Consider the following 24,873-nt stretch of genomic DNA (forward strand, 5'->3'; position numbering starts at 1 on the left):
GGCAACCGCAGATGGCGCCAATTAAACTATGGTTAAACAGTGTAAGACGGTGGCAAGCAGCGCTATTATTAGCCGCAGCCACCGCCGGCACCGCCCATGCCCAACAAGGTGCGGTGATTAATATCGACGAAACGGTAACCGGCAACCAAGAGCAACCCAAGGTGCTCTACATAGTGCCCTGGAAAACCGCCGCCGAGGGCTTCGACTTTGAACAAAGCCTTAGCCAACAAACCACCAGCGGCGTGTTTCAACATCTGGAAAGGGACGAACTAAAGCGCCAATTGGACTACCTACAGGCGCAATCCAAAACGCAAACAACCGAATAAAAAACCACAGCCAGTTTTACAGCGGATAACCGTAAAGCCGGGCTGTGTGGGTTGAGTGTTTTATCGTCACAGTAAACCATTAAGCAGTAAACAACTAAGCAGCAAACGAACAAATGCACAAAATAGGCACCTAGCCGCAGCTAACACAGGCTAGGCGCCAAAGTACAAGCCACCTCAAACCGGGTGGCAAGCAACACAAGGCACCGCCTACGCGGAGCCAAACCAACGTAAACCGCGCAGCCCCGGCTGCGGCAAACAACAGATTCATCAAAGCACATTGTAGGAACCACTATGAACTTTTTTAACAACGTGATTCGCTTCTTCCAAGACGGCGGCTCTTTTATGCTACCCATTGCCGTGGTACTGGTCATTGGTATTGCCATCGCCATCGAGCGCTGGATTTACCTCTCCTACGCCACGCAAACCAACCGCAAGGCGTTTAACCAAATTTTGCCGCTGCTGAAAAAGAAAGACTACTCAGCCATCGTAAAAATGGGCCAAAGCAACGGCGCCCCGGTTAGCCGCATGGTCGCCGCTGGTGTTATCCGCATGAGCGAAAGCCCACGCCGAGACGACATTGAACTGGCCATGGAAGAGGGCGTACTAGAAACCATGCCCATGCTAGAAAAACGCACCGGCTACCTGGCCACCCTGGCCAACATCGCCACCCTATTGGGCCTGCTGGGTACCATTATCGGCTTAATCGCCGCCTTTACCGCCGTGGCCAACGCCGACCCAGCGGAAAAAGCCTCCTTGCTGTCTTCCAGTATTTCTGTGGCGATGAACACCACCGCTTTCGGTTTGATCTCCGCCATTCCTTTGCTGCTGGCCCACGCCCTGCTGCAAACCAAAACCACCGAAATTACCGATAGCCTAGAAATGGCCGGCGTAAAATGCTTAAACGTATTGGCCGGTGGCGGTAGCGCCAAAACCCGTGCAGGCGACCCAGGCAGCCGAGTAAACCTGTAATTCGCACCTCGCTACCTAAACAGTCACCCAGGACGTAAGCATGTTTCAATTTAGGCGCAAACACGCCCAAGAAGCGGAACTGGATATCACCTCCTTCATGAACCTGATGATCATTCTGGTTCCTGTGCTTTTGATGAGTATGGTGTTTTCCCACATAACCGTATTGGACTTAACCCTGCCAGACGCAGGGCCAGGCGCTGCCGAAGACGACGACCAACCCAAAATTTTAGAAGTGGTGTTGGCCGACGACTATTTGGATATCAACTATCCCGCCGGCATTCGCGTAAAACGCATCGATAAAATCGCCAGCGAAGACGACCCAGCAACCCTGCTGCACGACTACGCAACGCTGAGCGTGTATCTGCAAGAAATCAAACGCCAGCTCAAAGAAAAGGGCATCGAAAAGCGCGACATCCTCGTGCTATCGCAACCCGATACCGACTACCAAACCATCATCTCCACCATGGACACCGTGCGTTCCTACAAAGCCGTGGTGGTAACCGATGTGGTGGATGCCGAGCTGTTCCCGTTAATCTCCCTGGGTGATGCCCCGGTGGCCGAAGCCGACACCCCGGCGGAGGTAACACCATGAAGCAATCCCTACGCGCCAAGCGCATGGCCAAGCACCACAAACGCCTGGGCAGCGGCAGCAAGTTAAACTTGGTGTCGTTGATGGATATCTTCACCATTTTGGTGTTCTTCTTGTTGATCAACTCCGACGACGTAGAAGTACTGCAAAATAACGAAGCCATCGACCTGCCCAAATCCGTGGCCGAGCAAAAGCCCGATAACACCCTCACAATTATGGTCAGCGCCAGCGATATTTTGGTAAACGGCCAGCAAGTGGCCAGAATTGCCGACGTGCTGCAAGCCGAAGAAACCGACATCAAAGGCCTGGCGGTGGAATTAAACTACCGCGCCCAACGCGCCGGTGAACTTACCGAGCTACAGCAACAAAAAGGCCGCGCCGTTACCATCATGGGCGACGCCACCATCCCTTACCAATTGCTGAAGAAAATCATGGCCACCTGCGCCAGCACCGACTACCGCGATATGTCGTTTGCGGTATCGCAAATTGCCGCCAAAACCGACGACACCGGCGTAACCACCGAGCCGGTAGATTTACTGCCACAAAACATCGACGGGGAGGGCTAAGATGGCGACCATAAACACCGCCATGCTCAACCTGCAATTGCCGTGGCAATCGGGTGAGCAGGCCAACAAACGTTACTTTATTATTCTGGGTATAAGCCTGGTAATCATGCTGCTGCTAAGCGTTGCCGTAGCCCTGATACCCGTGCCCGAACTCACCCGCGAAGAAAAAGAAACGCTACCACCGGAACTGGCCCGGGTAATTTTAGAAAAACAAGAATTACCCAAACCAGAACCCAAGCCTGAGCCAGAGCCGAAACCTGAGCCCGAGCCAAAACCGGAAGAAAAACCACCGGAGCCCGAGCCCAAGCCGGAACCCAAACCCGAGCCTAAGCCCGAGCCCGTAGCAGAACCCGTACCGGATTTACAAAAGGCTCGCGAAAAAGCCGCCACCAGTGGTTTATTGCAGTTCCAAGATGACCTGGCCGACATGCGCGACGCTCTGGACACCTCAAGCCTAAGCAACCAAAGTTTAACGCGAGGCCAGGCCACCGCCGCCCAAACCGACCGCAGTGTTATCGCCAACCGCGCAGCCACCAGCAGTGGCGGCATTAACGTGGCAGAACTCAGCCGAGACACCGGCGGCGTAGCGCTATCGGGTAAAGAAACCACCACCGTAGAAAGCGACCTAGCCAGCGCCCAAGGCAAAAGCGCCGAAGCCACCGCCGCGCCCCCAGGGCAAAGCAAAGGCACCCGCGCCGACCGCCAAGTACGCTCGGTTATGGACCAAAACAAAGGCGCCATCTTCGCCATCTACAACCGCGAACTGCGACAAGACCCAAGCCTAGAGGGCAAGGTGGTTGTGCGCTTAGTGATCGAGCCGGATGGTTCTGTGTCTAGCGCCAGTATTGTGAGCAGCGAGTTGGATAACCCTACGTTGGAGCGTAAATTGTTGGCTCGGATACGGTTGATTAACTTTGGTAGTAATGACGTGGTGCAGACTACGGTTAATTATACTTTGAACTTTTTTCCGGCTTAGTTGATGGAAAGAGTGATTGGAAGTGATTTGGACCCGGCCTTTGTGCCGGGTTTTTTGTTTGTGGGGTTGGGGGATTGATACGTCAAATTTATACAAATATCGATTTCCCTGGCCCCTCCCATATTAGTGTGAAATTATTTAAAACCATTCGACCCACCGTTCCATCCAATTGGGCAATGCACTCTCATAATCTAACGACATCCGATAATTTGTCCTGTATGTTTTTGAGAAGATTGCCTACCTGTAATGAATGCAGAGATTCGGTCGTTAGTTTCTGGCAGGATCGGAAAGCATGTTCGAATATTGATTATGATCTAGTTGCTACAGCGGACTACTGGTGCTGTGTACGAAATCAGGGAACCCTGGTTACCCAAGGAGCACGTCGAAATGGATAATGCGACACGACATAGATACTAAAATGTTACGCGCAGAGAATTTACAATGAAATGGTTTTCAAAATCCAAGCACTTTCAGAAGTCCACAAAAAATATAGCAGTTCCTGAAGGTAACACTGGCCCGAAGCGAAGCGGCTGGAAAAGTCTATTCCTAAAAAGTGCTAAACATCCGATATCGAATACTACACCTCATCCTGAAAAGCCAACACTCACCCCTAAAACTTTAGACAATCCAATCAGGAAGCCAGACCTTTCGACTACTTTAGACCATGTATCGTTAGCGACCAAAAAGCCAGAAATATTGAAAGCGATTGTCGAGAATAGACTTACCTATCTTCAGGCGCACACTGTCTGGGAAAAAAAAGCAGCGTACTTTTTCACTACGGAGGAGATATCAATTCTTGAAAATTACAAGAACAAAAAGAAGCCCTACGCGGTAGTGAGAGCTTGTATACAGTGCGGCATGGTTGGCAATAACTGTACATGCAACAGGAGCTGGTTCTAATTCGTGCGCCTCGTTACATATTTAACTCGTAGACGGCAAGAGAGCAAATGATAATTAATGTAGTTATCTAAGAATCGCTAGAACAAAAGGATTTTAGTATATGACGGACCGAGTAATAGAGGGCCTTAGAGCCAACAGCATTAATAAAGGAAACATATCCTTTGACCTCATACGCAATTTTGCTGGGATCGATTTAAATCTATGGGACAGGTTGGGTCGTGGAAGAGCAATCCTTAACTCGGAAGAAGAACTTGATCAATATTTATATACATACGGCCCAATGATTTCATCACAGTGGCGGATTATACTTTATGAACTTGGAAATCTAAATTTACCAAGGACGGATATCGAAATCTCTGATTACGCCTGCGGACAGGGCTTGGCCTGCCTTCTACTGCATGATGTATTGCCTGACTCAGCCTTGGGCAATATCACCAAAGTCAACCTAATAGAGCCATCTTCAGTGGCACTGACTAGAGCTGTAGGCATCACTGAATGTTGTTTTCCAAACGCTAGTATAAACCCAATCAAAAAACATTTAGACTGCCTTGACCGAGACGACCTAAATCTGTCTGAAGGACCTTTTAAAATACATTTATTTTCGAATATTTTGGATATGGAAGGCTTTAATCAATATTTACTATTAGAAAAGATTTTGAAAACTCCAGGCACGCACTTGATAATGGTTGCAAGCCACGATAGAAATCACAATGGTGGAAGCCAGAGAATCCGAGAAACTTACCAAACCATGATAGATAAAACATACGCTGAGTGGTACGAAGTAACAGGCAATAGTATATCGTATTTCAATTGCTACAATCGCCAACCTGCCATCTTCTTCCACGTTGAGCTAAAAATTTAAAATGTACTTGTTTACTGACATAGAAAATCCAGCCCTCCCATTCACACTGCCTGACGAAATCGATTTCCTGTGTCGCTGGGACGAGACTCTAAGAGCTTTCTGCATATCTGTCCCTGGTGGTGAACTTATCTACGCAGAGCAGTTTTTTGATAGGAAGATCAGTGATCGAAGCGTAGAGTATTTCCAAGAAAACGAAAACTTTGACTGGAAAGAAATATGCTGGTCAGATATCAATGAAAGTGATTTAAAAAAAATTAATTTCAAAAACATCAAATGGAAGCAAGACAAAATAAAACTATATGGAAAAACGATTCCACTGCCCCGCCTAACTTGCTGGCACGGCGATCAAGGAACTCCCTACACCTATTCGGGAATCACATCTCAACCAAACGAATGGAACAAAGGGCTATTATACATTAAGAACAAAGTAGAAAAGATTGCACACAGGAAATTTAATAGCGTTCTACTAAATTGGTATAGAGATGGAGAAGACCACCTTAGCTGGCACGCAGACGACGAAAAAGAGCTTGGCTCAAGCCCTGTCATAGCTTCGGTAAACTTTGGTGAAACTAGAGATTTTATACTGCGGAGAAATTCTAATAAGACGCAAAAAATTACCATACCCCTGAAACACGGCACACTACTGATAATGGCCGGAGCACTTCAACACAATTGGCAACATTCAGTGCCTAAGAGAAAGAGAATAAAGAACTCTAGATTTAACTTAACATTCAGAAATATTTCATAGAGCATACTACCTTACAAGTCAACTTAGACACACAAAGTTATTAAATGGAACTGCAAAACCAAGTCATGATAGATATCATAAGATCTCCAAACATAAAGAAATCCGTAAACATCAAGCCAGGTGCAACCGTCAGAGAGATATTGGCTGAAGCCAACATAGAAGTAGCTACTTATGAGTCCGTAATGGTTGACGGCGTCAAAGTACCGGAAACAGATTTCGATAAAACTAGGGTAGAAACCGGAAAATTTATATCGCATCTAGCGTTAAAGGACAAGCTCCTACACCAAAGTTTAAGGATGTAGTCAATTTTCTACTGTCGATTGGGTACACGAGAACAAGCGCGGGAAAAGGGGATCATGAGAAGTTCATATGCAAATCTAAATCCGTAATTATTTTAAACAAAGATAATAGCGACAAAAAGCATATTTGTCTTGGTTCCGCAAAATCGCTCAGCAAAGCGTTAGATATATCTTTCCAAGAGCTACATACTTTTATCAAAGAAAATAGCTAGTATCGTAGCGGACAACCAACCCGCCTTAGCACAATCAAAACAGCGAATAAAGCAAATATGAGCAGTCTAAAAATAACGGCGTTGGCTATTTCCTTTCTTCTGATTTCCATAGGGATTTCGGTATTGACCGCCCAACATTCCGAAGGGGAGATAGCACAGTGGCAAGCCCCACTCATGCTAATTGGTGCAGGATCTATAACCGTGATAGGCATTTTGTTCTCGTTAATATTTACAAAAAAAATTAAATCGCATGAAATAAACAGACATGAAAGGTCAAGGAGAAAAAGCAATCGTCACGCAACAGAAAAAACAGAATCAAACAAAGAGCAGCAAATTAAAGAGCAAAAAGAGCGTAAACGATTACTAGAATTAGATTTCCATATACCCTTTGATCTAAAGCCATACTTGACGGAAGATGAGCTTCAAAATATTGAAATTTATGGCCAATGGCTATCTGCTTTAGAACATGGCCGCATTGAAGCAACAACACCAGAAGAAATGCATTTTTTAAAAGTCATTTCCGGAGAAGAATCACCTATTAACCCAATAGAGTCAGCTTGGATGACATGGAAGCAAGTAAAGTTAACGAAAATACCATGCAAGTTATGCGCTGGTAAAGGCCATTACACCCCTCCAAACTCGATAGCCCGTGTAACCTGCGAAAGATGTCATGGCTTTGGCGTAGTAGGCGTCGCTGGCTACAGATCAGGAGTCGAAGGTACGTACTAAACGTCTTAGCCAGACACCTTTCTATTAAGACACCCATGAAATTAGCTTGACACCCACATTTAGAGGGACTCTTTAGTCTTTGGGAGACACCCACGCATAGTGAATTGACTCCTAGCAAGACACCCACATTTACAAACACTCACTCAAAAATGGGTATTCAGATAGAAAAAGAATCTTAGCTAGACACCCACATTTAGGATATTAAGCGAAAAGCCTAAATTCACAAATACTCACTCAAATATGGGTGCTCAGATAGTAAATTATGAGAAAAAGAGCGATTGCACGCGTAGCATCTATTTGGATGTTTTTTATTGTCGTTGTTTTTTTTGCGTATGAGACCTTTGGTCTGTGGGCGGCAGTTGCAGGCGGTTTGTCATGGAGCTTAGCCTGGGCGATATATGTTAATTGGATCAACAAGAAACATAGAATAGCAGTAGAGGAATACATCAAAGATTATTCAATTGTTGAAAAACCATTGTATGAGTACCATGGCATGACGGATTTTTATTTCAGAAAAAAACTGTGTCGTGGACAAATTAAACTGGATGATAAGGGGATCCATCTAAGCCTCAATTCTGCTTATAGAATTGCCTGGGATTGTGTCAAAGGAATTACATTGATCGAAGGGTCTGATTCGATATTAGCTAGATTATTCCTTCGACGCGATCCTGACGCCAAGTTAGTAGAGGATGGTCTTAGCGAGACACCCACGCATAGAATCTTGGCTAAACACCGTCTTAGCTAGACACCCACGAAAAGCGATAGGACTTTTACCGGATTCATAACGATGTTAGCGAGACACCCACGCTTAGTGAGTAGAATATTCGAGATGGGCAGCACCGGCTCTCTGAGGTTTGGAAAAAGCAGAATTAAAGAAAAAAATCTTAGCTGGACCTTATCAAGACACCCACCTTACAAATTAACTAGACACCCACACTTAGAGAAATCTTAGCTAGACACCCACACCTAGGATAGCATTCTTAGCTAGACACCCACGTTTATCTTTGGTTGTACCCCAAAAATGCAAAGAAACCAATAAAAATGAAATAGGCTACTCGCGGTGACATTTATAGCCATTAGTGTCAAAAAACTTAATGCTGTCAAGAATAATTGATTAGCATCACTTCTACACTCAGAGTACTATGGTGGTTATGCATAAGGTCGAGTTGAATTCTCTTTTTTAGCAAAACGCTACAAATTAACTAGACACCCACACTTAGAGAAATCTTAGCTAGACACCCACACCTAGGATAGCATTCTTAGCTAGACACCCACGTTTATCTTTGGTTGTACCCCAAAAATGCAAAGAAACCAATAAAAATGAAATAGGCTACTCGCGGTGACATTTATAGCCATTAGTGTCAAAAAACTTAATGCTGTCAAGAATAATTGATTAGCATCACTTCTACACTCAGAGTACTATGGTGGTTATGCATAAGGTCGAGTTGAATTCTCTTTTTTAGCAAAACGCCGCACCCAAAATCGCAAAAATATATGATGGGCTTCGCATATTGTTAATTTTTCTATTGTTTTTTCTGCAGCGTTGAACCACCATTCCAAGATAAGCGATATCGGAATTTTGCCAAGATGGAAATATGGACTTACCTGAGAGGCGCCAACTGAAAAAGTCTGTTCCTACATTTTCCATAACGCTAACGAGTCTACTTCATTAAGGCAGCTATAATGCTCCACCGCCAAACCAATTTTTAAAAGCATTCGGATAATTCAAAATACGCTTAAAGATAATCGCTACTAACTTATTAACTAGCTGTGACTACAAATTCACCTTAAGTAGATATAAAGCTATCGGCTCGGTGGCACCCAGAAAAACCAGAGTAGGCTAATCAATAAAACCAGGACGCAGTCGATGCAACAGGAATTTTCAGCGGAAGATCTTCCCTATGTCACTCTCAGCAAAAACACACCTGAGCAGCTCAGATTGCTAGCCGACATACTTGGTATTCCCACAGCTTTAGTCGCCAAAGGTGGTGAAGCTGAACTTACAGCCATGGTGGCCACTATACTCTACCGCCATCTCGATCAAGTCGACCGTCGTCAAGCAATGGAAGCTATACGCAATGTGCCCAATCGGGCGCTAGAAGGAAGATTGGTTACTCTGGCACTGGATACAACGTTTATTAATCCGCAGTGGGGCATGTGGTCTTTATCGAATAAAGAGTTGCTTCAGGATGAGCAGTTTCATAAGCGGCTGGATAACATCGCTGGCAACTTGGGCTTCGCTGCTTCAGGATTAGGAATTTGGGAACTCATACAAAAATTAAAAAAGCGAGGAAAGCCAGGACCTCAAATAGGAGCTACTCTAGTAATTTGGGGCGCTGTATTCATTAACAGTTCTGAATTGCAGCAAACTCAAAGTGAACTAAAGCAAAGAACTGAATCATCATTAAGATCCTCCCGCCACTATAATTAGTTATGCACCCATTAAAAAAGAAAAAGGTAATCGTTTTTATCAAAATTTCGGCTTTTTTTGCCGTATTAGTTTTTTTCGGCATCAGTTACTGGAATACGATGACAGAAGCACGTAAAGATCAAGCATTTTACTTCTACTACATTTTTTCTTTGTTATTGATCGGTTACATGAGTTATCGCAGCGATACCCCTGAGGAAAAGCCAGAACCGTCGAATACTACAGAGAACAATCTTAGCTAGTGTCAAAGTCCTTAGCTAGACACCCAGATTATGAAATGTCCAATACCGCCAAATATTGGAGCAAGAAGCCAAACAAACACAAATTTTTAGCTTACTAGATGGCAAAAAATGGAATTTTGGATGTAAAGCGGACGTTTTGCGGAGTTACAGACGAGGCCAGCCCTTCGAGATCTGGTCGACTTGCCGTTTTAGTTGAATTGGGAATGTCTTAGCCGAAGTAACGCCTGTTCTGCGATATAGCCGGCACTCTTTGATAGCCCAAAATCTGCGCTGCCAATTTTGTCACCTCGTGGCAGCCAGCCAGGTTCGACGTTTTGTCTTCAAACGATTGCGCTAGCTCTAGCCAACAATCACTGCTCATGGCTAACCGCTGGAGTATGGGCGGCAGGCTTTGTAGGATAAAACCACGTTTATCAGCCCGCATCATCCTACCTGTCCAGTCGACGAGCTCTAGGTAGTCGCCCAATTCAAAAGGAATACCGCTGTGCTCATCTTGCGGCAGGGAGCCAATGAACGGTGCCAAGGACTCTGGTTGCACTTTGTCTTTCTTTAAGGAGTTAATACGCTGTCGAATGGAAGTGTGGTCCGAGCTTTCCGGCTTATCAGCCATTTTAGCTCTAATAGGGTTTAAGTCGACGTAGGCCATGCATGCCAGCAGAGCCTTTTCATCCAGCAAAGCCTGTGATGTAAACCGGCCTTCCCAGAACCTACCCTTACACCCGTCCTCGGCATTGGCACGGCGGGCGATGGGCTCGTTTAAAGCACGCATAAACCAGCTGATGCTTTGCAGTTGGCTACGCCAGTTATCCAGCTTATCGCTCACTGCATCCATCTGTGCTCGGTTTAAGGCCTCACCGTTTAAGTACCGCTGCGTAAGCAGCGTGCCTTTATACAGCTGGTGCCAGCGCTCACACACCTGCCTATCACTAAGGGATTCCCCCAGCTGTGTATCTACGTGTAGCACCACATGCAAGTGATTACTCATCACCGAATAGGCGCAGATATCTATCGTAAACACGCTCGCAAGCTCCAATAGCCTATCCTCAACCCACTGGCGGCGATGCTCATAAGACTCACCCGTATAGGCATCCTCACCACAAAGAAACGCTCTGCGAACGCAGCGAGACGTACAGTGATAATAAGGGGTTACTTCCAGAGATACCTGTCTGTTCCTAGCCCGAGCCATCGTTCACCTCCATGTGATTGGATACTGGTTATTTATCCACCTTTTCGGCGGCTAGTCAACTGCGTTCTTGTATTTTGAGTTGGGTGTCATGATTGGGCGCATTACCAGAAGTGCCAATTCTTAACAGGGTCTAGCTTTGGAGCTCCTTCTGTCTGGGTGCGGGAGGAACCTTACTGCATCCAGGGCGCACATAGGGTAAACAGCGAGCTTGTAGAGTGGGCAGGCCAGGAAGCGCGCGCTGGAAAAGATGTCAGCGTAGATGAGTTTAAAAATAAGATTGCCGAGCTAAACCAGCCTAAAGCGCGCTCTACGGTATCTCGAGCGCCGGGGGAGTAGCGTCCCGACAAAAACATCAGAAGCTTCAGAAGCTATCAAGACACCCACGCCTTAGTGGGCGTCTTGGCAAGAACCTGTGGCAAGAACCTAGGCGCAGATATCTATTGTGAACACGCTCGCAAGCTCCAATAGCCTATCCTCAACCCGCTGGCGGCGATGCTCATAAGACTCACCCGTATCCACAAAGAAATGCTCTGCGAACGCAGCGAGACGTACAGTGATAATAAGGGGTTACTTCCAGAGATACTTGCCTATTCCTAGCCCGAGCCATTGTTCACCTCCATGTGATTAGATACTGGTTATTTATCCACCCTTTCGGCGGCAAGTCAACTGCGTTAGTGTTATTTGTGTTGGCTGTAATGATTGGCGTTGTGTGGTAGTGGAGGCGTAAGTTCGTCTAGGTTAAGTTTTCAATACTATCCAATGTTGTCAATTAACTGTTCACTGAGAGTCAACCCTGCACGCCTAGTCGATGACTTTCTAGCCTGAAATATCTGGCGTAGCATCCAACGCGCTCAAACCAAAATATCCTATTTTATTTCTTTTGACAATACATTCTACCTAGTGTAAATAATAATGAATAAATAATTTACCACGAAAATACGATTCACCAAAAGCAATATAAATTTAAGCGTCAAACAAAAACTACGCAATTTATTAGTCTGGGGAAATGTATGAATATCGAATTGAAAGTCGCAGTAATCGGAGCAGTGGCATTAGTGTTAGCCGCACTTATTGCATCGCTCGGTAATAGTGAGGACTCGCAATCAGCCGACATAGCGATTCACCAAAGTAGTAATAGCCAGAATACAATTCAGGCTCAGGTTATCGAGGGACCAATAACAATAACCTCTAACAACGACAAAGATATCAACGGTGATTAACCTAAAAGGATTTTATCTCGTATTTCTGTACGTAGCTATTCCAGCGCAAGCAGAAAAACAGGACACAGCCAACCACGATCAAAGTTGCGAAGGAGAAACTTGCATTGTTGCTGATAAGGTACAAGGCAGCATCAATAACATAACGTTTAATACTGAGAGTGGTTTAGCTGATCATGTAGAATATCTGCATTCCCTGCTGAAAGAAAAAGAAGCACAGATTGAAGAAATACGAAAGTCAAAACTAGACGACGCAGTAATTAAAGAGCGATTAGAGGCTAAAGAAACAGAGATAGATTATTTAAAGGATAGAATTTCGTACGTTAGCCAATCCTACGAAGAATATATTTCAAGCCTGGAGGGCAGGCTAGCCTCACTTGAGCGTGTTCAAGCTAGTAATTCAGATAGCATATTAGATGAGGCACGAGTTGCCCTGGCTGACGGCAATACCTTGAAGGCCAAAGAATTATTTCAGAAACTTTTAGATACTGAACGGAATAGAAAGGCGATATCATCCTCTGCAGAAGCTCGATTTCAACTTGGCTTAATCGCTGAAGAAGAGATCGATTGGACGAGAGCTCTAGAAAATTATAAAAGGGCCTATGAATTAAATCCAGACCACTATGGCTATTGGGCTCAGGCTGGCCGAATGCATGTATATTTAGGCAACCCTCAACGGGGACTTAGCCTAGCCAATAAGGCATTAGCTATGGCTGTAGACAAATACGGTAAATACGATTTGTACGTAGCTGCATGTATGAATAATGTCGGCATTGCGCTTCTACAATTAGACAAATTTGATCAAGCAATAGATAGCTTTGAATCTGCGCTAGATATATATGTCAGAGCACGCGGAGAAAGCAGCACTGATACTGCCACAGGAAGAAATAATCTCGGCTTAATCTACCTAAACATAGGGGAATACGATGAAGCTCTTATATATTTTCAAACAGCGCTGAACGACGCAACTATTATCCAAACATCTGACACTGCGCTCATCGCTACTATAGAAAGCAATATCAGTCTGGCATATTTGTACCTAAACGAACCAATGCTAGCTAAATCGTACGTCGAGTCTGCATTAGAACGCGACTTGCACGTGTTTGGTCGCCGGCACCCCAGTATTGCCAGAGACTATACAAATTTAGGGAAAGTCTACTTTCATTTGAAAGAATTTGATCTAGCGCTTAGAAGCTTTAAGAATGCTCTCGATTTATATACTGAATTTTTAGGCGAAGAGCATCCCTATGCATTGTTAAACAAGCGAAACGTCGAACACGTCGAACACGTCGAACACGTCGAACACGTCGAACAAATATTGCAGCTACCGACAAGCCCATATCAAAGCATTCGCACGTGAAGTCACTTTGGCAGCGGTAAACAAGATCGCCATACCTATTAACCCGGTGAGTGTATATATCTGATATAATGCTCGGATGAACAGTAAACCAGACACTCGCACTCTATCATTCGACGCAATAGAAGAAAAACGACGTACGGCGCAAAAGTTGCGCAAGACAGGAATGACTCGAGCAGAAATTTCTGAAATCGTTGGAGCTCACCCCGATACCGTTGGGAGGTGGCTGAAAATTCCTCCCAACAAATTAAAAATCAATAAGCGCGGACCTAAAAAAGGCGAAGGAACACTTCTGTCCAAGGAGCAGAGCGACAGAATTAAAAGCCTGATAACAAATAGGACGCCAGATCAACTGCGGTTGGACTATGCATTGTGGACTCGCCAATCAGTACAGCAGCTAATTCTTCAAGAGTATGGAGTTGAGCTAGCGGTAAGAACGGTTGGCGATTACTTGAAACGCTGGGGAATGACGCCACAAAAGCCTCAGAAGCGCGCTTATGAGCAACGAGCACCAGAAGTAAAGAAGTGGCTTAAAGAAGAATATCCAGACATCAAAGCGCGCGCGAAGTCTGAAAATGCCGAGATATATTGGGGTGACGAAACAGGCTTGCGTAACAATTGCCAGCACGAACGAGGTTACGCCCCGAAGGGAAAGACGCCGGTAATCAAGCTAAACGCAAATTCTGAGTCGATCAACATGATATCTGCAGTCACGAATCAGGGCAAAGTTCGGTTTCGGTTTTTCGAAGGAACCATGAACGGCGACATACTTATCGATTTTATGATGCGCTTAGTTAATTCAGCTGACCGCAAGGTATTTTTAATTTTGGATAACTTACGAGTGCATCATTGCAAGCCGGTCAAAGAATGGCTAGAGGATCACAAAGAGATGATTGAGGTGTTTTATCTACCTGCGTATTCTCCAGAGCTTAATCCTGACGAGTATTTAAACTGTGATCTAAAGAAAGGTGTTCACAGTGGTAAGCCGGCTAGAAATAAAAAGCAATTAAAGTCTAAGGCACAATCTCACATGGCGATGCTGCAAAGAAAGCCAAGTCGGGTCAGGAAATATTTTAACAATGAATATATCAGCTATGCCGCCTAGCAGACGTATATTTCCACCGGGTTAATAGGTTTATGGATTTCTCCGTCCAGAGGTTTACTATTCTTAGCTAGACACCCACATCTATCTTTGGATGTACCCCAAGCGATCTTAGGTAGACGGGACTAGCAAGACACACATAAGTTGATGAAGTTATAGATTATTAATCCAAATTGAACGTAAGCGCTCAGTAATCCCCACCTTGCAAACTTACATTCCAAGGTAGCAGTGCTTCCACATCCTCAATGCAATTCGACTTAGGTAACTCTTCGAACACCTTTCTAAGATAGGCGTACGGTTCTAGTTGGTTGGCCTTGGCTGTTTCGATCAGGCTGTACAGATTGGCGCTGGATTTAGCGCCTTCCACTGTCGCGCTGAACAACCAGTTTTTACGGCCAACAACGAACGGTCGGATCGCATTCTCCGCTGGATTATTATCGATATTGAGTTGGCCATCCTGTGTGTACACTGTAAGCTTCTGCCAGTTTTTGCTTAGGTAATTTAGGGCTTTGCCTAAAGCACCTCCAGGCACTGTTTTCGATAGGCTTTTATCCAACCATTCTCTTAACTTTTCGAGCAATGGTAAACTCTTTTGCTGTCGTATTAGGTAGCGTTCTTCGTCCGATAGCGTCTTAATCTCTGTTTCAATGGCGTACAGTTTTGCGATATGGCTGATGGCCACATCCGCTTTGCCGGCTTTATTTATAGGATTGACCTTTTGAGCTTCAATAAATTTACGGCGTGCGTGAGCCCAGCATCCTAACTGGGTGATGCCGTTTTCAGCAGCCACAGCGTTATAGCCGGCATAATCATCGGTTTGCAGATATCCGCTAAAGCCTGCTAGTAGTTCGCTAACAACATCGCCTTTTCGGCTGTCGGCGTAATGAAACAGGCGTATCGGATGCGTGGGCGGTCCGCCGACCCTCACCCACATATAGGATTTTGATTCGGGTTTTTTACCCGGTTCGTTCAGAACCTGTACCGTCGTCTCATCACAGTGAAGCACCGGGTGGCTGAGTTGTTGTTCACTCAGCAGATTAATTAGCGGCTGGATAAGTTCGCCCGCTTTGATCATCCAGTTGGCTAATGTGCTGCGGGGGATATCGATACCACTTCGAGACAAGATCATTTCCTGTCGGTAGAGAGGTAAGGCATCTTGGTATTTTTGCGTAGCGATGTGCGATAGTAAGCCTGGGCTGGCATTACTTTTGGGGATGGGTTGCGCCGGTAGTTTTGCAGTTTGCACACCCTCTTCGCAACTGGGGCAGGCGTATTTTTTGCGCGCATGCACCAGCACCTGGATTTTGGCGGGGATGATATCCAGCTGCTCGCTACAATCTTCACCAATGACTTGGCGCTGACAACCACATGAACAGATCTTATCAGCCTCATCGAGGTCGTGTTCGATACGAACACGAGGCAGCCCTTTGGGAAGTGGTTTACGGCCTTTCTTTTGATTGGCGGGGCGGGATGGCGTTGCAGCCTCACTGGCAGGCTCATCGTCGGTCGATAATTGAGTTGCCATGTCAACCAGCTCAGCTTCGTTAAACATATCGTGCTGGTCTGCTGACTTTTCTGACGACGAACCGTACTTCTTGAGTCTCTCAAGACGCACGATCTCCTCCAGTATGGCAATGCGTTGTGCCTGCTGAAGGATAATCGCCTTAAGTTTGTCTGTCTCGCTAGGGAGAATGTCTTTTGCCGCGCTCATAGCGCGGATTACACCCGATTTACTTAACCGACTGACTCATAGAAGAGTGCTTCGTGGGGTTTATTGTTGAAGACATCTAGGCCATCCAGTAACAGATTCAGCTCATAGCCTGTAATTGACGCCGATAGCTCATTGCTAGACGCCTTCAACCATTTAAACCGTTGCTTCTCTAAGCGTTTGTACCAAAGCACAAAGCCATTACGCTCCCAATACAGCATTTTGATCTTATCCCGGCCGCGATTGCAAAACACAAACAGCGCTGGCAGCATGGGGTTCAACTCCATCGAGCCCTCAACCAGCAAAGCTAATCCATCAATGGATTTACGCATATCCACCACTCCGGTATACAGATACACTTGGGCAGACCGTGACCTTTCCCCGAAAAATAGAACCATGACGTTGATGAGATTTCCAGTTAATCTACTCCCAAGGGGATCTCATTACTATGAAGAAACGATACACCGAAGAGCAAATCATCAAAGCGATCAAACAGCATGAAGCGGGTACCAAAGTGCCTGATATTTGTCGCGAGCTGGGAATATCTGAAGGTACTTTCTACAACTGGCGGTCAAAGTATGCTGGCATGGAAGTCAATGAAGCTAAGCGCATGAAGGATATGGAGGCGGAGAACGCCAAGTTGAAGAAGCTTCTTGCAGAAAAGCTACTTGAAGTGGAGGCCATGAAGGATGTCTTGTCAAAAAAGTGGTAAAGCCGGCTGAACGTAAGCCTGTCGCCAGTTATCTGGTCGAAACGTTTGGCTTGAGCGAGCGCCGTGCTTGCTGGCTTTCTGGTATTAGCCGAACAGGCTATCGCTATCGGGCTAAGGGCTACGACGACGATGTTCTTCGGAAGCGACTGAAAGAGCTAGCAGCACAATACAGTCGGTATGGCTACCTCTTGCTACACGGGTTACTGAAAGCCGAAGGGTTGGTGACTAACAAGAAGCGAACCTACCGTGTTTACACAGAGGAAGGACTGCAGGTTCGTACAAAAAAGCGTAAAAAGCTCACGCGCCCTGTGCCTGTGATGGACTTACCTAAGCAAATCAACGAGCGCTGGTCTATGGATTTTGTATCAGATCAACTGAGTAATGGTAGACGTTTCCGAATACTAAATGTAGTTGATGACTACAGTCGCGAACTGGTCGGACAGCTGGCAGAGTTTTCTATTAGTGGAAATCGCGTAGCCCGTTTCTTAGATCAACTAATCGAGACCCGTGGTAAGCCTGAAAGTATCACTTGTGACAACGGTACTGAATACACCAGCAAAGCCATGTTCTTCTGGAGTAAAGAAAATCAGGTCAAACTCAACTTTATTCAGCCTGGCAAGCCAACGCAAAACGCCTTCGTCGAAAGCCTAAATGGCAAGTTTAGAGACACCTGTCTGAATCAGCACTGGTTCCGAACAATAGAGGAAGCCCGCTACGAAATAGATCAATGGCGTGCGCACTATAACCATGAGCGGCCGCACAGCTCATTAAATTACATGACGCCAGTAGCCTACGCGGCACAGGCAGCATAAGGCAAATATCTCATCGAGGGAGTGGTATTAACTTAGGGGAAAGGTCAACCGTTCAGGCCGAAGCATTTAATAGCCCTTTGCGCTGCAAGATTAGCAAGGTCTCAGGGAGTTGCTGTATCGTCAGCCGGATTGCGGCCAACCCGAAGCGTAGTTCAATAAAGTCAGGTTCCGAGATGCTTCTGATGGGTAAAAAAGCTGGCTCATCGGAAACTGAATTATCGGTGCGGAATTTTTTAATCCAGTAATGCAAAGTGGCAACTTTGATATCCTCCTTAGCACAGAACTGTTTTTGAGTGAGGCCGGATGCCTTCCATTGCTCAATGACGGCTTGCCAGTGTTCTGATTTGTTCATGGTAACTCCTTCTGGTGAATTGATTTTGAAGGAGAGGATAGCGGTTAGGGATTAATAGCGTTAGATGGGGTTTGTTGAGCGCTTACTAAGAAAATCCAAGAAAGTCCGTTTCATAAATTTGGTTAAGTAGCTACACGGTCGCCTGTTGGACGACCTTGTCTCGTACACATTGAATACTGAGTGGCCTAGTCGTTCCGTCAGCTTTAGGTATGTAAGCCCTACGGCTGGGAGACGGCTTATATTGGCCACTCTGGATTTCTATAAACAATTGTTCGATATTGCTACTTAAATTTTCTTGAAAGGCTCGCCAGGAGACACCATCAACACCTTGCGCTGACGATCTTTTAAGCCGGTAACGCTAGAAATGAGTAGCTCTGGTGACAAATGATGGAGTAACGCTGTGAATACCTGCGATTTATCCTGTTTAGCAGCCTCACGCACACGCACACGTGGCGACATCGCCTAAGTCCCTGCTCTGTGTCCGGTAGCGGAGTCACTCATACGTGTTCCTCTTGGTCGACACCCTTTCCTCCAACCACTCCGCCATGCATGTCGCATTTTGTTCGTGGTTTTCAACGGTACTACGATGTCGTCCGACTTCCCAGATCGTTACTAATTTGCCTTGGTCAATATCATTCACAAATTATTCTCGTTAAAAAAATGCCCGAGACCTTTCTGGGATCTCCCAGGTTCCAGCCATTGAACGTCTCCGCATGCATAAGGTCTCCGACCCCGCCGGGTAGCGCAGTAGTCTCACCATAAGCGACTACTGTCCTGTTGCTTTCCGCATCGCTTAACTGCGCGAGCACCCGAGTGAACATTTAGTTCGTGGCTCAATACTTAGCCTGCGGACTCCTCTACTAACACTTCACGATTGCAGTTGCCCACAACCGCGCACAGCTCGAGGCCAGGGCGAGTGGTTAGCTCTTACCCCACAGGGACTTTCACCCTTTACTCAACGCCAGCTTAGCCTGGCATACTAAGCGCCAATCCAAGTCCGTACTAGCCTAGGATCATTTTCCATGGTAACAATGCTTTTATATCTTCAATATTGCGTGCATTTAGTAGATCTGTGAACACGCGGGTTAGATAATCGTACACCTCATTGGCCTTAGCAGTTTCAATTAAGCTGTAAAGATTGGCGCTGGCGCTGGCACTAGCCCCTGCTTGGCTTTTACTAAAAATCCAATTTTTTTTGCCAATGGTGAACGGGCGTATTGCACACTCAGCCGGGTTCATGACTTCCGGCTTGAAATCCAGTCGCAGAACTACTGAGACATAAGAGGGGGGCGGTGTTACATTGGCATTGACACCTACCTTAGAAATTGACTAACTCCCTCTCTGAAAAACGCCTAAAAACGTTACCCGTAATCTATAGACATTTTTCTGTAAGCAATGCCGTGTTTATAAAAACAATTACCACATTCTTTCATGGAGAAGTTACGATAGAAAGAGAGTGCATCTTCTCTGGCATTACACCAGATATTAGAAACTTTAAGAATAAGCAATTGGTTGAAGATATGACTCATTAGCTGGGTCCCAATCCCCTGGCATTGAAACTGTTGCAGTGTCGCAAATTTTCTAAGTTGAGCAGAGTTGTTTTCTATAAAGATAGAACAAACACAAACCAATTGATCACCCAAAAACCCGCCAAAATGTAAAGCTTCACGATCTCCCTCCAGCACAACAAAAGATGGTGGACTATTAGGCCAAAGTACTTCTCTGCGTATGGGGTAAGTTTCTGTGTGTAAAATATTACGGATAATTAAATTAGTACTGTTCATCGAAGTGACCGAACGATAATAAAATTTAGTGAGACACCAGCAACAGGATGCTTAATTTGGTCCCCGGCAGATTAAATCGAGAAAACTAAAAATACTCTTTTTAGATTCCAAGTCTATCGACCAAATAAATGTTTCTCAAAGGTTGAGTCAGGAATATATCTAATGACTTGGGATAGTGCTATCGTAACTAATAACGCAAACACTATTCTACCCCATAAAATGCCATTTATGTCTGCACCAATCCAAAGCAGAATCAGTGTATCTTCTATTAACGCATGGAGCATACAAAGCATAACAATAGAAGAGAATACATCTTTTGAAGAAATGTTGCCTTTTTTTGATTCATTTATCAACATCCCACCTCCATAAGCAAGACCAAGTGTTACACCTATTATGGTAAGGGTAGTTGCTTGTCGGCCAATACCCACCAACCTTAGTATTGGAGATAACATTAATGTAAGAATTCTCTCTATGCCAATTGCTTTCAATATTTTTAATGCGAATAAAAGAATAATAATTACACCTTGGATAATTAGAATATTCTTGAGCTGGTCTAGCGCCCAACTTTTTATGTTAAAGCTTGAATCGTTATTTGCTAGAAGAGGAAGTTCTACTATCACATCGTAGCTTTCAAAGTTCTGATAGACTAACGATACGATAAAACCAAAAACAATCCCTCCAACTATTCGTACCGTAAGTACTACGGGCCAACTAACACCAGCTTTTCTTGCTATCATTCCTTCAACGGGAATATTATGAGCCAAAAGCATCATACTACTTAACACGGTTATCTCCGCGACAGTAAGAGAACTCGAAGCGTCAAGACTAGCCAGCACAACTATTCCAGAATAAATATTACTCAGAATTGTTGTTGCCCATACTATTCCCATCTCCTCGGGGAGGGCCACTAAGTTCATTATTGGAGAGAGTATAAGACCTAGATATTCAGTGGCTCCAAGAAGCTCTAAAATTTTCACAATTATAATTACCGGAATCATTATCTTGAATAAGGAATAAGAAACATTAAAGATTTCCACTCCAAGTTCGGTAAAAAAATTGACTACGCCCTTAGTGTGCATAATATATCCAGTATAAATTCCAATCAAAAACGAGGTTTATATATACAGCAAAATCGTATCGACGACACCAATTATGATTTTGCTGTAAAGAGGTTAATATTCTTATTAATTGTGCAAGTTGGGATGTACGGAAGAGCTAACTGACACAATACATTTACACAATATCTCACTAGCTAATTTGGCGTCTTCTACAGTCAACGATGATGGAGCAATTCGTATGTTTCTGTCTTCAGCGTCATAACCATATGGAAATGTAGCTCCTGCAGGAGTTAACGTTAATCCGAACGTCTTAGCAAGATCGACAACTTTTTTTGCACATCCGGGCAACAAGTTAACCGAGATAAAATAACCTCCATCCGGACGACGCCAACTAGCTAAATTTCCGCTGGACAAATATTGATCAAACACATCAAGAATCACGTCGAACTTTTTCCTCAATATGTTAGCGTGCAGGTTAGCATGAGTCATCAAACCATCAATATCTTGGAAAAAATTAACGTGACGGAGTTGATTAATTTTGTCTGGACCAATAGTTTGGAAGCCTAACTGCTTTCTAAAATAGGAAATGTTTTTCTCACTGGCAGCTACCATTGCAACTCCAGCACCGGGAAATGTCAATTTAGAGGTGGAACCAAATAGGTAGGCTCTTTCGGGATTGCTTGCTAATTTACAAGCCTCGAGTAAGTTTGCAATCTGGGTACCCTTGTTACCCAGATGATGCACCGCGTATGCGTTGTCACAGAATATTCGAAAATCTCCTGCGGCAGTATCCATGAATGCGAGGCGATTGATAGTCTCGTCACTGTAGCAAATCCCTGTAGGGTTGCTGTATTTAGGGACACACCATATACCCTTTATCAAATGATCGCTTTTTACGAGGTTTTCCACTATATCCATATCCGGACCGTCTTCATTGAGCGGAACAGCAATCATTTGTATACCTAAACTTTCACACAATGAAAAATGCCTATCGTACCCTGGGGTAGGGCATAGGAACTTAATAGCCCCTTGACTTAGCCAGCCTGGCCCATTGGTCGTACCTTGAATTAAAGCTAGTGCAAGGGCGTTATACATTAAATTAAGACTAGAATTACCGGCCACAATTATTTCAGTAACATTAACATCCATGTATTTAGAGAATAAATCCTTTGCTTCATTTATTCCGTCGATACCACCATAATTCCTGACATCTACCCCATCACGAGTAATACAGTTCATTTTGTTGACACACGTTAATAGTTCGTTAGATAAATCTAGCTGCTCTTGACAGGGGTTTCCTCTAGCCATATTAAGTTGCTGGTTTTGTATCGTATTTTTCTGGCAAAAATCTTTTAATTGAGTATCTATCATGTTCATTAGAATGCTCCGTATCGGAATGGTCTGGTAAATTATTAAATGATCGATAGTGTCGTTGAATTTACATTGGATATGCTGGATATTCCCAGCTGTGCACAGGCGTCCTCTAGTTCACATTTAAGTATGTTGTAAATTTCTTCAACTCCACGCTGACCTTGGACTGACAGCCCGTATATATAAGGCCTACCTACTAACACGGCTTTTGCACCTAACGCTAGAGCTTTTATTACATCTATTCCATTCGTAATGCCTCCATCCATAAATATTTCTACGTCCCTTCCAATAGCTAGAGAAATATCCTGCAGACAGTCGATTGGCGCGGGCATTTGATCTAACTGCCTACCGCCGTGATTCGACACTACAATACCATCTACGCCCAAATCAGCAGCTTTAATAGCATCGTCCTTGTGCATAATACCTTTCAGTATTACTGGGATTCTGGATTGTTCTTTTATCCAGGTTATATCTTGCCAAGTCAAAGCATGTCTAATTGGGCTTCCATCGCCCCTCCTAGGTAAACCATCTAACATAGGCTGCGTTAAATTGCCCATTTTTACGTCACCCGGAAGCTTGAAGTGGTTCCGCATCATACGTTCACGTCTAGGCGGGAAGAAAGCGTCAACTGTGACAACCAGAGCGTTATAGTTTGCGTTCTGTGCTCTATCTATTAAAGATTCTGCATTTTCTTTACACCCATAACAGTAGAGCTGAAACCATAGGTTGTTATCTGACATTTGGGATAAATGCTCTAGGTCGAAATGTGAATCTGTACTGCATATTGCTACTGTATTAACTCGACTTGAAACCTTAACAACCGCAACTTCGGCATCTTCATGAAATAACTTCAAAGGACTTGTAGGAGCAAAAATAATCGGCGCGGATATCTTCCTCCCGAAGATTATTGTTTCTACATTTATGCCTTCTACATTATTAAGTATCCTTGGCATAACTTTATATTTATCGAACGCATTTCTGTTGTTTTCAACGGACCAGTCTCTACCGGCCCCGCCTTCAACATAATCCCAAACTTCACTCGAAAGTTTATTTTTTGAGGCTTTAGCGTAATCTGCTACGTTAACTAGACTTGTGTACATAACATTCCCGGTTTTCATTAGCTAAGGATGAATTGTTAGATAGAGAAATAGTTTGCAAATCAACTACTCTATTTGTATTCTGATTTAAATTTCCGTAACAACGCTGCAGCCATCGGTCACCCAATATAGGGCCTCTCGCATGCAAGCATCTTAAGTTATTAAATATAATCATGTCTCCCGGGCGCCACTCAATCTCAACGTACGTTTCCCGAGCTCTCTCTTTTAGCTCCTCAAGTGCAATTTTCGCCTCTATTGTAAGCGGCTCTACATTGTGCAGCGATACCGCTATCTCCAACTGATCTCCTTTTCTACACAGTATGGGGGCGCGAATTTTTCCATTGTCGTTAAAGGTTTCAGGCGGGTGGTGGAGATAATTTTTCTTCATGAGCTCAAATAGAGTATTGTCTGATAACTTTTCCACAACCTCACTTAAAAGGGCAAGTTTTGTAGGCGTATTATGTTCGTCCCTGAGACAAAGCAGAGAGAGAATGTGTGGTCTAATTTGACGCTCAAGATAGGCTCCGTCGGTATGGAATTCAAAGTCGACAATACCATTACTTGAAATCGAATCCTTCAGGCTTAGAATAGGAGCTACTTCATGCACCAGAACTCCGTTTTTCTCTTGTAGGAAGGAATATGGAATGTAACCTAGTGCGGACACGACTCCTAGTAACACAGCCTCACTTATGTGGCGCTTAGATTCTGGTCTAATACCGTCAGAAGGGGTAATCGGTAACGTGCTGTCTATGGGTAAGTTTTTAAAAACAACCACCCCATTTCTATGCAGTATTTCTGTTCTATAACCTTCCAGCTTATCTTTGAGGTATCTCTCTGCAATAATCTTGGATAGGCGTATAAATGACTCTGCTTCATGCAAGGTGTTTTGTAGCGAATATAAGTCAGCTAAATAATTTATTCTATCTTCATCGCTTAAATAGATATCTATGATGTCCATTGATTCAACTCTCTTGGTTTTCTTTAATACTTGTCAGTCGTATTGATTCAAGTATTAAAACTTGGTGTTGATTAAATATTCTTAAAAGCCAATCAAATTTCTGGGGTATATCTTCGGGTTACATTGCTCGTCAAATCTATCTATTTCATGTGTCAGGTACATTACATTTTGAATGGCAATGTAAAATATTTTCTTGTTAAGAAATCGGAATAATATTGACCCTTTGCATTGTTTTTAATCATTCAATTCACTTACCGCTTTAAAGCAAGCCATCTAAGTTAATTTGGCGTAGTAATTATTTTTGATGAGAGCA

General features: G+C 44.4%; 26 protein-coding genes and 2 pseudogenes. 16 read left to right on the forward strand and 12 right to left on the reverse strand.

Features of this window, described 5'->3' with window-relative positions:
- Positions 1-11: 11 nt before the first annotated feature.
- The 12 genes from ACGHM3_RS24115 (at position 12) to ACGHM3_RS24170 (ending at position 9,607) form a co-directional block, all read left to right on the forward strand.
- Entirely contained in the window at positions 12-326 is a 315-nt protein-coding gene (locus ACGHM3_RS24115) for a hypothetical protein (protein WP_345424976.1), read from the forward strand.
- A gap of 291 nt (positions 327-617) precedes the next feature.
- On the forward strand, positions 618-1,295 hold the full coding sequence (locus ACGHM3_RS24120) for a MotA/TolQ/ExbB proton channel family protein (RefSeq protein WP_345424979.1): 678 nt from the start codon (positions 618-620) through the stop codon (positions 1,293-1,295).
- A 40-nt stretch (positions 1,296-1,335) separates the two neighbouring features.
- On the forward strand, positions 1,336-1,887 hold the full coding sequence (locus ACGHM3_RS24125; RefSeq protein WP_345424982.1) for a biopolymer transporter ExbD: 552 nt from the start codon (positions 1,336-1,338) through the stop codon (positions 1,885-1,887).
- Entirely contained in the window at positions 1,884-2,450 is a 567-nt protein-coding gene (locus ACGHM3_RS24130) for a biopolymer transporter ExbD (RefSeq protein WP_345424985.1), read from the forward strand. Before ACGHM3_RS24125 ends, ACGHM3_RS24130 begins: the two co-directional genes overlap by 4 nt.
- Position 2,451: 1 nt before the next feature.
- Entirely contained in the window at positions 2,452-3,426 is a 975-nt protein-coding gene (locus ACGHM3_RS24135) for an AgmX/PglI C-terminal domain-containing protein (RefSeq protein WP_345424988.1), read from the forward strand.
- Between the two features lie 441 nt (positions 3,427-3,867).
- Positions 3,868-4,326: a hypothetical protein gene (locus ACGHM3_RS24140; RefSeq protein ID WP_345424991.1), complete on the forward strand. Its 459-nt coding sequence runs from the start codon at positions 3,868-3,870 to the stop codon at positions 4,324-4,326.
- 100 nt (positions 4,327-4,426) lie between these two features.
- Positions 4,427-5,188 (forward strand): hypothetical protein, encoded by a 762-nt coding sequence (locus ACGHM3_RS24145; RefSeq protein ID WP_345424994.1) that lies wholly within the window; start codon positions 4,427-4,429, stop codon positions 5,186-5,188.
- A gap of 1 nt (position 5,189) precedes the next feature.
- On the forward strand, positions 5,190-5,936 hold the full coding sequence (locus ACGHM3_RS24150) for an alpha-ketoglutarate-dependent dioxygenase AlkB (protein ID WP_345424997.1): 747 nt from the start codon (positions 5,190-5,192) through the stop codon (positions 5,934-5,936).
- A gap of 44 nt (positions 5,937-5,980) precedes the next feature.
- Positions 5,981-6,238: a hypothetical protein gene (locus tag ACGHM3_RS24155; protein WP_345425000.1), complete on the forward strand. Its 258-nt coding sequence runs from the start codon at positions 5,981-5,983 to the stop codon at positions 6,236-6,238.
- Positions 6,239-6,504: 266 nt separating this feature from the next.
- The gene (maoP, locus tag ACGHM3_RS24160) at positions 6,505-7,176 is read left to right on the forward strand and encodes a DUF413 domain-containing protein (protein WP_345425003.1); all 672 of its coding nucleotides are present in this window, start codon (positions 6,505-6,507) and stop codon (positions 7,174-7,176) included.
- A gap of 262 nt (positions 7,177-7,438) precedes the next feature.
- Positions 7,439-7,921 carry a hypothetical protein gene (locus ACGHM3_RS24165; protein WP_345425006.1) on the forward strand — a complete coding sequence of 161 codons (483 nt, stop codon included), beginning with the start codon at positions 7,439-7,441 and terminating at the stop codon, positions 7,919-7,921.
- A gap of 1,122 nt (positions 7,922-9,043) precedes the next feature.
- The gene (locus tag ACGHM3_RS24170; protein ID WP_345426199.1) at positions 9,044-9,607 is read left to right on the forward strand and encodes a hypothetical protein; all 564 of its coding nucleotides are present in this window, start codon (positions 9,044-9,046) and stop codon (positions 9,605-9,607) included.
- A 447-nt stretch (positions 9,608-10,054) separates the two neighbouring features.
- Here the strand turns inward: ACGHM3_RS24170 and ACGHM3_RS24175 are convergent, their stop codons facing one another.
- Positions 10,055-11,032 carry a transposase gene (locus ACGHM3_RS24175; protein WP_390517715.1) on the reverse strand — a complete coding sequence of 326 codons (978 nt, stop codon included), beginning with the start codon at positions 11,030-11,032 and terminating at the stop codon, positions 10,055-10,057.
- 426 nt (positions 11,033-11,458) lie between these two features.
- Positions 11,459-11,639: pseudogene (locus ACGHM3_RS24180) on the reverse strand (transposase); the annotation flags it as partial.
- A 403-nt stretch (positions 11,640-12,042) separates the two neighbouring features.
- Between ACGHM3_RS24180 and ACGHM3_RS24185 the strand changes: the two are divergent.
- The 3 genes from ACGHM3_RS24185 (at position 12,043) to ACGHM3_RS24195 (ending at position 14,711) form a co-directional block, all read left to right on the forward strand.
- Positions 12,043-12,252, forward strand: a complete 210-nt coding sequence (locus ACGHM3_RS24185) for a hypothetical protein (protein WP_345420733.1) — start codon at positions 12,043-12,045, stop codon at positions 12,250-12,252.
- Entirely contained in the window at positions 12,245-13,609 is a 1,365-nt protein-coding gene (locus ACGHM3_RS24190; protein WP_345420730.1) for a tetratricopeptide repeat protein, read from the forward strand. Before ACGHM3_RS24185 ends, ACGHM3_RS24190 begins: the two co-directional genes overlap by 8 nt.
- A gap of 76 nt (positions 13,610-13,685) precedes the next feature.
- On the forward strand, positions 13,686-14,711 hold the full coding sequence (locus ACGHM3_RS24195) for an IS630 family transposase (RefSeq protein WP_390517130.1): 1,026 nt from the start codon (positions 13,686-13,688) through the stop codon (positions 14,709-14,711).
- A gap of 184 nt (positions 14,712-14,895) precedes the next feature.
- Here ACGHM3_RS24195 and tnpC read toward each other — a convergent pair whose 3' ends face one another.
- A complete protein-coding gene (tnpC, locus tag ACGHM3_RS24200; RefSeq protein WP_345426197.1) occupies positions 14,896-16,419 on the reverse strand; it encodes an IS66 family transposase in 1,524 nt (507 codons plus the stop codon).
- Positions 16,420-16,442: 23 nt separating this feature from the next.
- Complete coding sequence (gene tnpB / locus ACGHM3_RS24205; protein WP_345426195.1) at positions 16,443-16,814, reverse strand: IS66 family insertion sequence element accessory protein TnpB; 372 nt, start codon at positions 16,812-16,814, stop codon at positions 16,443-16,445.
- A 50-nt stretch (positions 16,815-16,864) separates the two neighbouring features.
- Here tnpB and ACGHM3_RS24210 point away from each other — a divergent pair.
- Positions 16,865-17,940, forward strand: a protein-coding gene (locus ACGHM3_RS24210; RefSeq protein WP_390517716.1) for an IS3 family transposase whose coding sequence is annotated in 2 segments (ribosomal slippage) — positions 16,865-17,114 and positions 17,114-17,940 — 1,077 coding nt in all. Because the reading frame shifts where the segments join, the coding sequence is not laid out codon by codon here.
- 52 nt (positions 17,941-17,992) lie between these two features.
- Here the strand turns inward: ACGHM3_RS24210 and tnpA are convergent.
- The 8 genes and pseudogenes from tnpA to ACGHM3_RS24250 form a co-directional block, all read right to left on the reverse strand.
- Positions 17,993-18,292 (reverse strand): IS66 family insertion sequence element accessory protein TnpA, encoded by a 300-nt coding sequence (gene tnpA / locus ACGHM3_RS24215; RefSeq protein WP_345426272.1) that lies wholly within the window; start codon positions 18,290-18,292, stop codon positions 17,993-17,995.
- 285 nt (positions 18,293-18,577) lie between these two features.
- Positions 18,578-18,751 (reverse strand): hypothetical protein, encoded by a 174-nt coding sequence (locus tag ACGHM3_RS24220; protein ID WP_345426270.1) that lies wholly within the window; start codon positions 18,749-18,751, stop codon positions 18,578-18,580.
- A 543-nt stretch (positions 18,752-19,294) separates the two neighbouring features.
- Positions 19,295-19,528, reverse strand: a pseudogene (locus tag ACGHM3_RS24225) (transposase domain-containing protein); the annotation flags it as partial.
- Positions 19,529-19,653: 125 nt separating this feature from the next.
- Positions 19,654-20,076 (reverse strand): GNAT family N-acetyltransferase, encoded by a 423-nt coding sequence (locus tag ACGHM3_RS24230; protein WP_345426268.1) that lies wholly within the window; start codon positions 20,074-20,076, stop codon positions 19,654-19,656.
- Between the two features lie 113 nt (positions 20,077-20,189).
- Complete coding sequence (locus ACGHM3_RS24235; protein ID WP_345426266.1) at positions 20,190-21,155, reverse strand: hypothetical protein; 966 nt, start codon at positions 21,153-21,155, stop codon at positions 20,190-20,192.
- Between the two features lie 105 nt (positions 21,156-21,260).
- Positions 21,261-22,511 carry an aminotransferase class I/II-fold pyridoxal phosphate-dependent enzyme gene (locus ACGHM3_RS24240; protein WP_345426264.1) on the reverse strand — a complete coding sequence of 417 codons (1,251 nt, stop codon included), beginning with the start codon at positions 22,509-22,511 and terminating at the stop codon, positions 21,261-21,263.
- 35 nt (positions 22,512-22,546) lie between these two features.
- Complete coding sequence (locus tag ACGHM3_RS24245; protein ID WP_345426262.1) at positions 22,547-23,605, reverse strand: alpha-hydroxy acid oxidase; 1,059 nt, start codon at positions 23,603-23,605, stop codon at positions 22,547-22,549.
- Positions 23,586-24,560 carry a TauD/TfdA family dioxygenase gene (locus tag ACGHM3_RS24250; RefSeq protein ID WP_345426260.1) on the reverse strand — a complete coding sequence of 325 codons (975 nt, stop codon included), beginning with the start codon at positions 24,558-24,560 and terminating at the stop codon, positions 23,586-23,588. The genes ACGHM3_RS24245 and ACGHM3_RS24250 overlap by 20 nt, the downstream gene beginning before the upstream one ends.
- Positions 24,561-24,873 lie beyond the last annotated feature (313 nt).

It is taken from the genome of Halioxenophilus aromaticivorans (assembly GCF_042850945.1).
In the GTDB taxonomy this organism is placed as follows: Bacteria; Pseudomonadota; Gammaproteobacteria; order Pseudomonadales; family Cellvibrionaceae; genus Halioxenophilus; species Halioxenophilus aromaticivorans.

Bases quoted from the DNA above. Each gene is read 5' to 3' on its own strand.
- ACGHM3_RS24115 (WP_345424976.1), top strand. From the start codon at position 12: ATGGCGCCAATTAAACTATGGTTAAACAGTGTAAGACGGTGGCAAGCA.
- ACGHM3_RS24120 (WP_345424979.1), top strand. From the start codon at position 618: ATGAACTTTTTTAACAACGTGATTCGCTTCTTCCAAGACGGCGGCTCT.
- ACGHM3_RS24125 (WP_345424982.1), top strand. From the start codon at position 1,336: ATGTTTCAATTTAGGCGCAAACACGCCCAAGAAGCGGAACTGGATATC.
- ACGHM3_RS24130 (WP_345424985.1), top strand. From the start codon at position 1,884: ATGAAGCAATCCCTACGCGCCAAGCGCATGGCCAAGCACCACAAACGC.
- ACGHM3_RS24135 (WP_345424988.1), top strand. From the start codon at position 2,452: ATGGCGACCATAAACACCGCCATGCTCAACCTGCAATTGCCGTGGCAA.
- ACGHM3_RS24140 (WP_345424991.1), top strand. From the start codon at position 3,868: ATGAAATGGTTTTCAAAATCCAAGCACTTTCAGAAGTCCACAAAAAAT.
- ACGHM3_RS24145 (WP_345424994.1), top strand. From the start codon at position 4,427: ATGACGGACCGAGTAATAGAGGGCCTTAGAGCCAACAGCATTAATAAA.
- ACGHM3_RS24150 (WP_345424997.1), top strand. From the start codon at position 5,190: ATGTACTTGTTTACTGACATAGAAAATCCAGCCCTCCCATTCACACTG.
- ACGHM3_RS24155 (WP_345425000.1), top strand. From the start codon at position 5,981: ATGGAACTGCAAAACCAAGTCATGATAGATATCATAAGATCTCCAAAC.
- maoP (WP_345425003.1), top strand. From the start codon at position 6,505: ATGAGCAGTCTAAAAATAACGGCGTTGGCTATTTCCTTTCTTCTGATT.
- ACGHM3_RS24165 (WP_345425006.1), top strand. From the start codon at position 7,439: ATGAGAAAAAGAGCGATTGCACGCGTAGCATCTATTTGGATGTTTTTT.
- ACGHM3_RS24170 (WP_345426199.1), top strand. From the start codon at position 9,044: ATGCAACAGGAATTTTCAGCGGAAGATCTTCCCTATGTCACTCTCAGC.
- ACGHM3_RS24175 (WP_390517715.1), bottom strand. From the start codon at position 11,032: ATGGCTCGGGCTAGGAACAGACAGGTATCTCTGGAAGTAACCCCTTAT.
- ACGHM3_RS24185 (WP_345420733.1), top strand. From the start codon at position 12,043: ATGAATATCGAATTGAAAGTCGCAGTAATCGGAGCAGTGGCATTAGTG.
- ACGHM3_RS24195 (WP_390517130.1), top strand. From the start codon at position 13,686: ATGAACAGTAAACCAGACACTCGCACTCTATCATTCGACGCAATAGAA.
- tnpC (WP_345426197.1), bottom strand. From the start codon at position 16,419: ATGAGCGCGGCAAAAGACATTCTCCCTAGCGAGACAGACAAACTTAAG.
- tnpB (WP_345426195.1), bottom strand. From the start codon at position 16,814: ATGGTTCTATTTTTCGGGGAAAGGTCACGGTCTGCCCAAGTGTATCTG.
- tnpA (WP_345426272.1), bottom strand. From the start codon at position 18,292: ATGAACAAATCAGAACACTGGCAAGCCGTCATTGAGCAATGGAAGGCA.
- ACGHM3_RS24220 (WP_345426270.1), bottom strand. From the start codon at position 18,751: ATGTCGCCACGTGTGCGTGTGCGTGAGGCTGCTAAACAGGATAAATCG.
- ACGHM3_RS24230 (WP_345426268.1), bottom strand. From the start codon at position 20,076: ATGAACAGTACTAATTTAATTATCCGTAATATTTTACACACAGAAACT.
- ACGHM3_RS24235 (WP_345426266.1), bottom strand. From the start codon at position 21,155: ATGCACACTAAGGGCGTAGTCAATTTTTTTACCGAACTTGGAGTGGAA.
- ACGHM3_RS24240 (WP_345426264.1), bottom strand. From the start codon at position 22,511: ATGAACATGATAGATACTCAATTAAAAGATTTTTGCCAGAAAAATACG.
- ACGHM3_RS24245 (WP_345426262.1), bottom strand. From the start codon at position 23,605: ATGTACACAAGTCTAGTTAACGTAGCAGATTACGCTAAAGCCTCAAAA.
- ACGHM3_RS24250 (WP_345426260.1), bottom strand. From the start codon at position 24,560: ATGGACATCATAGATATCTATTTAAGCGATGAAGATAGAATAAATTAT.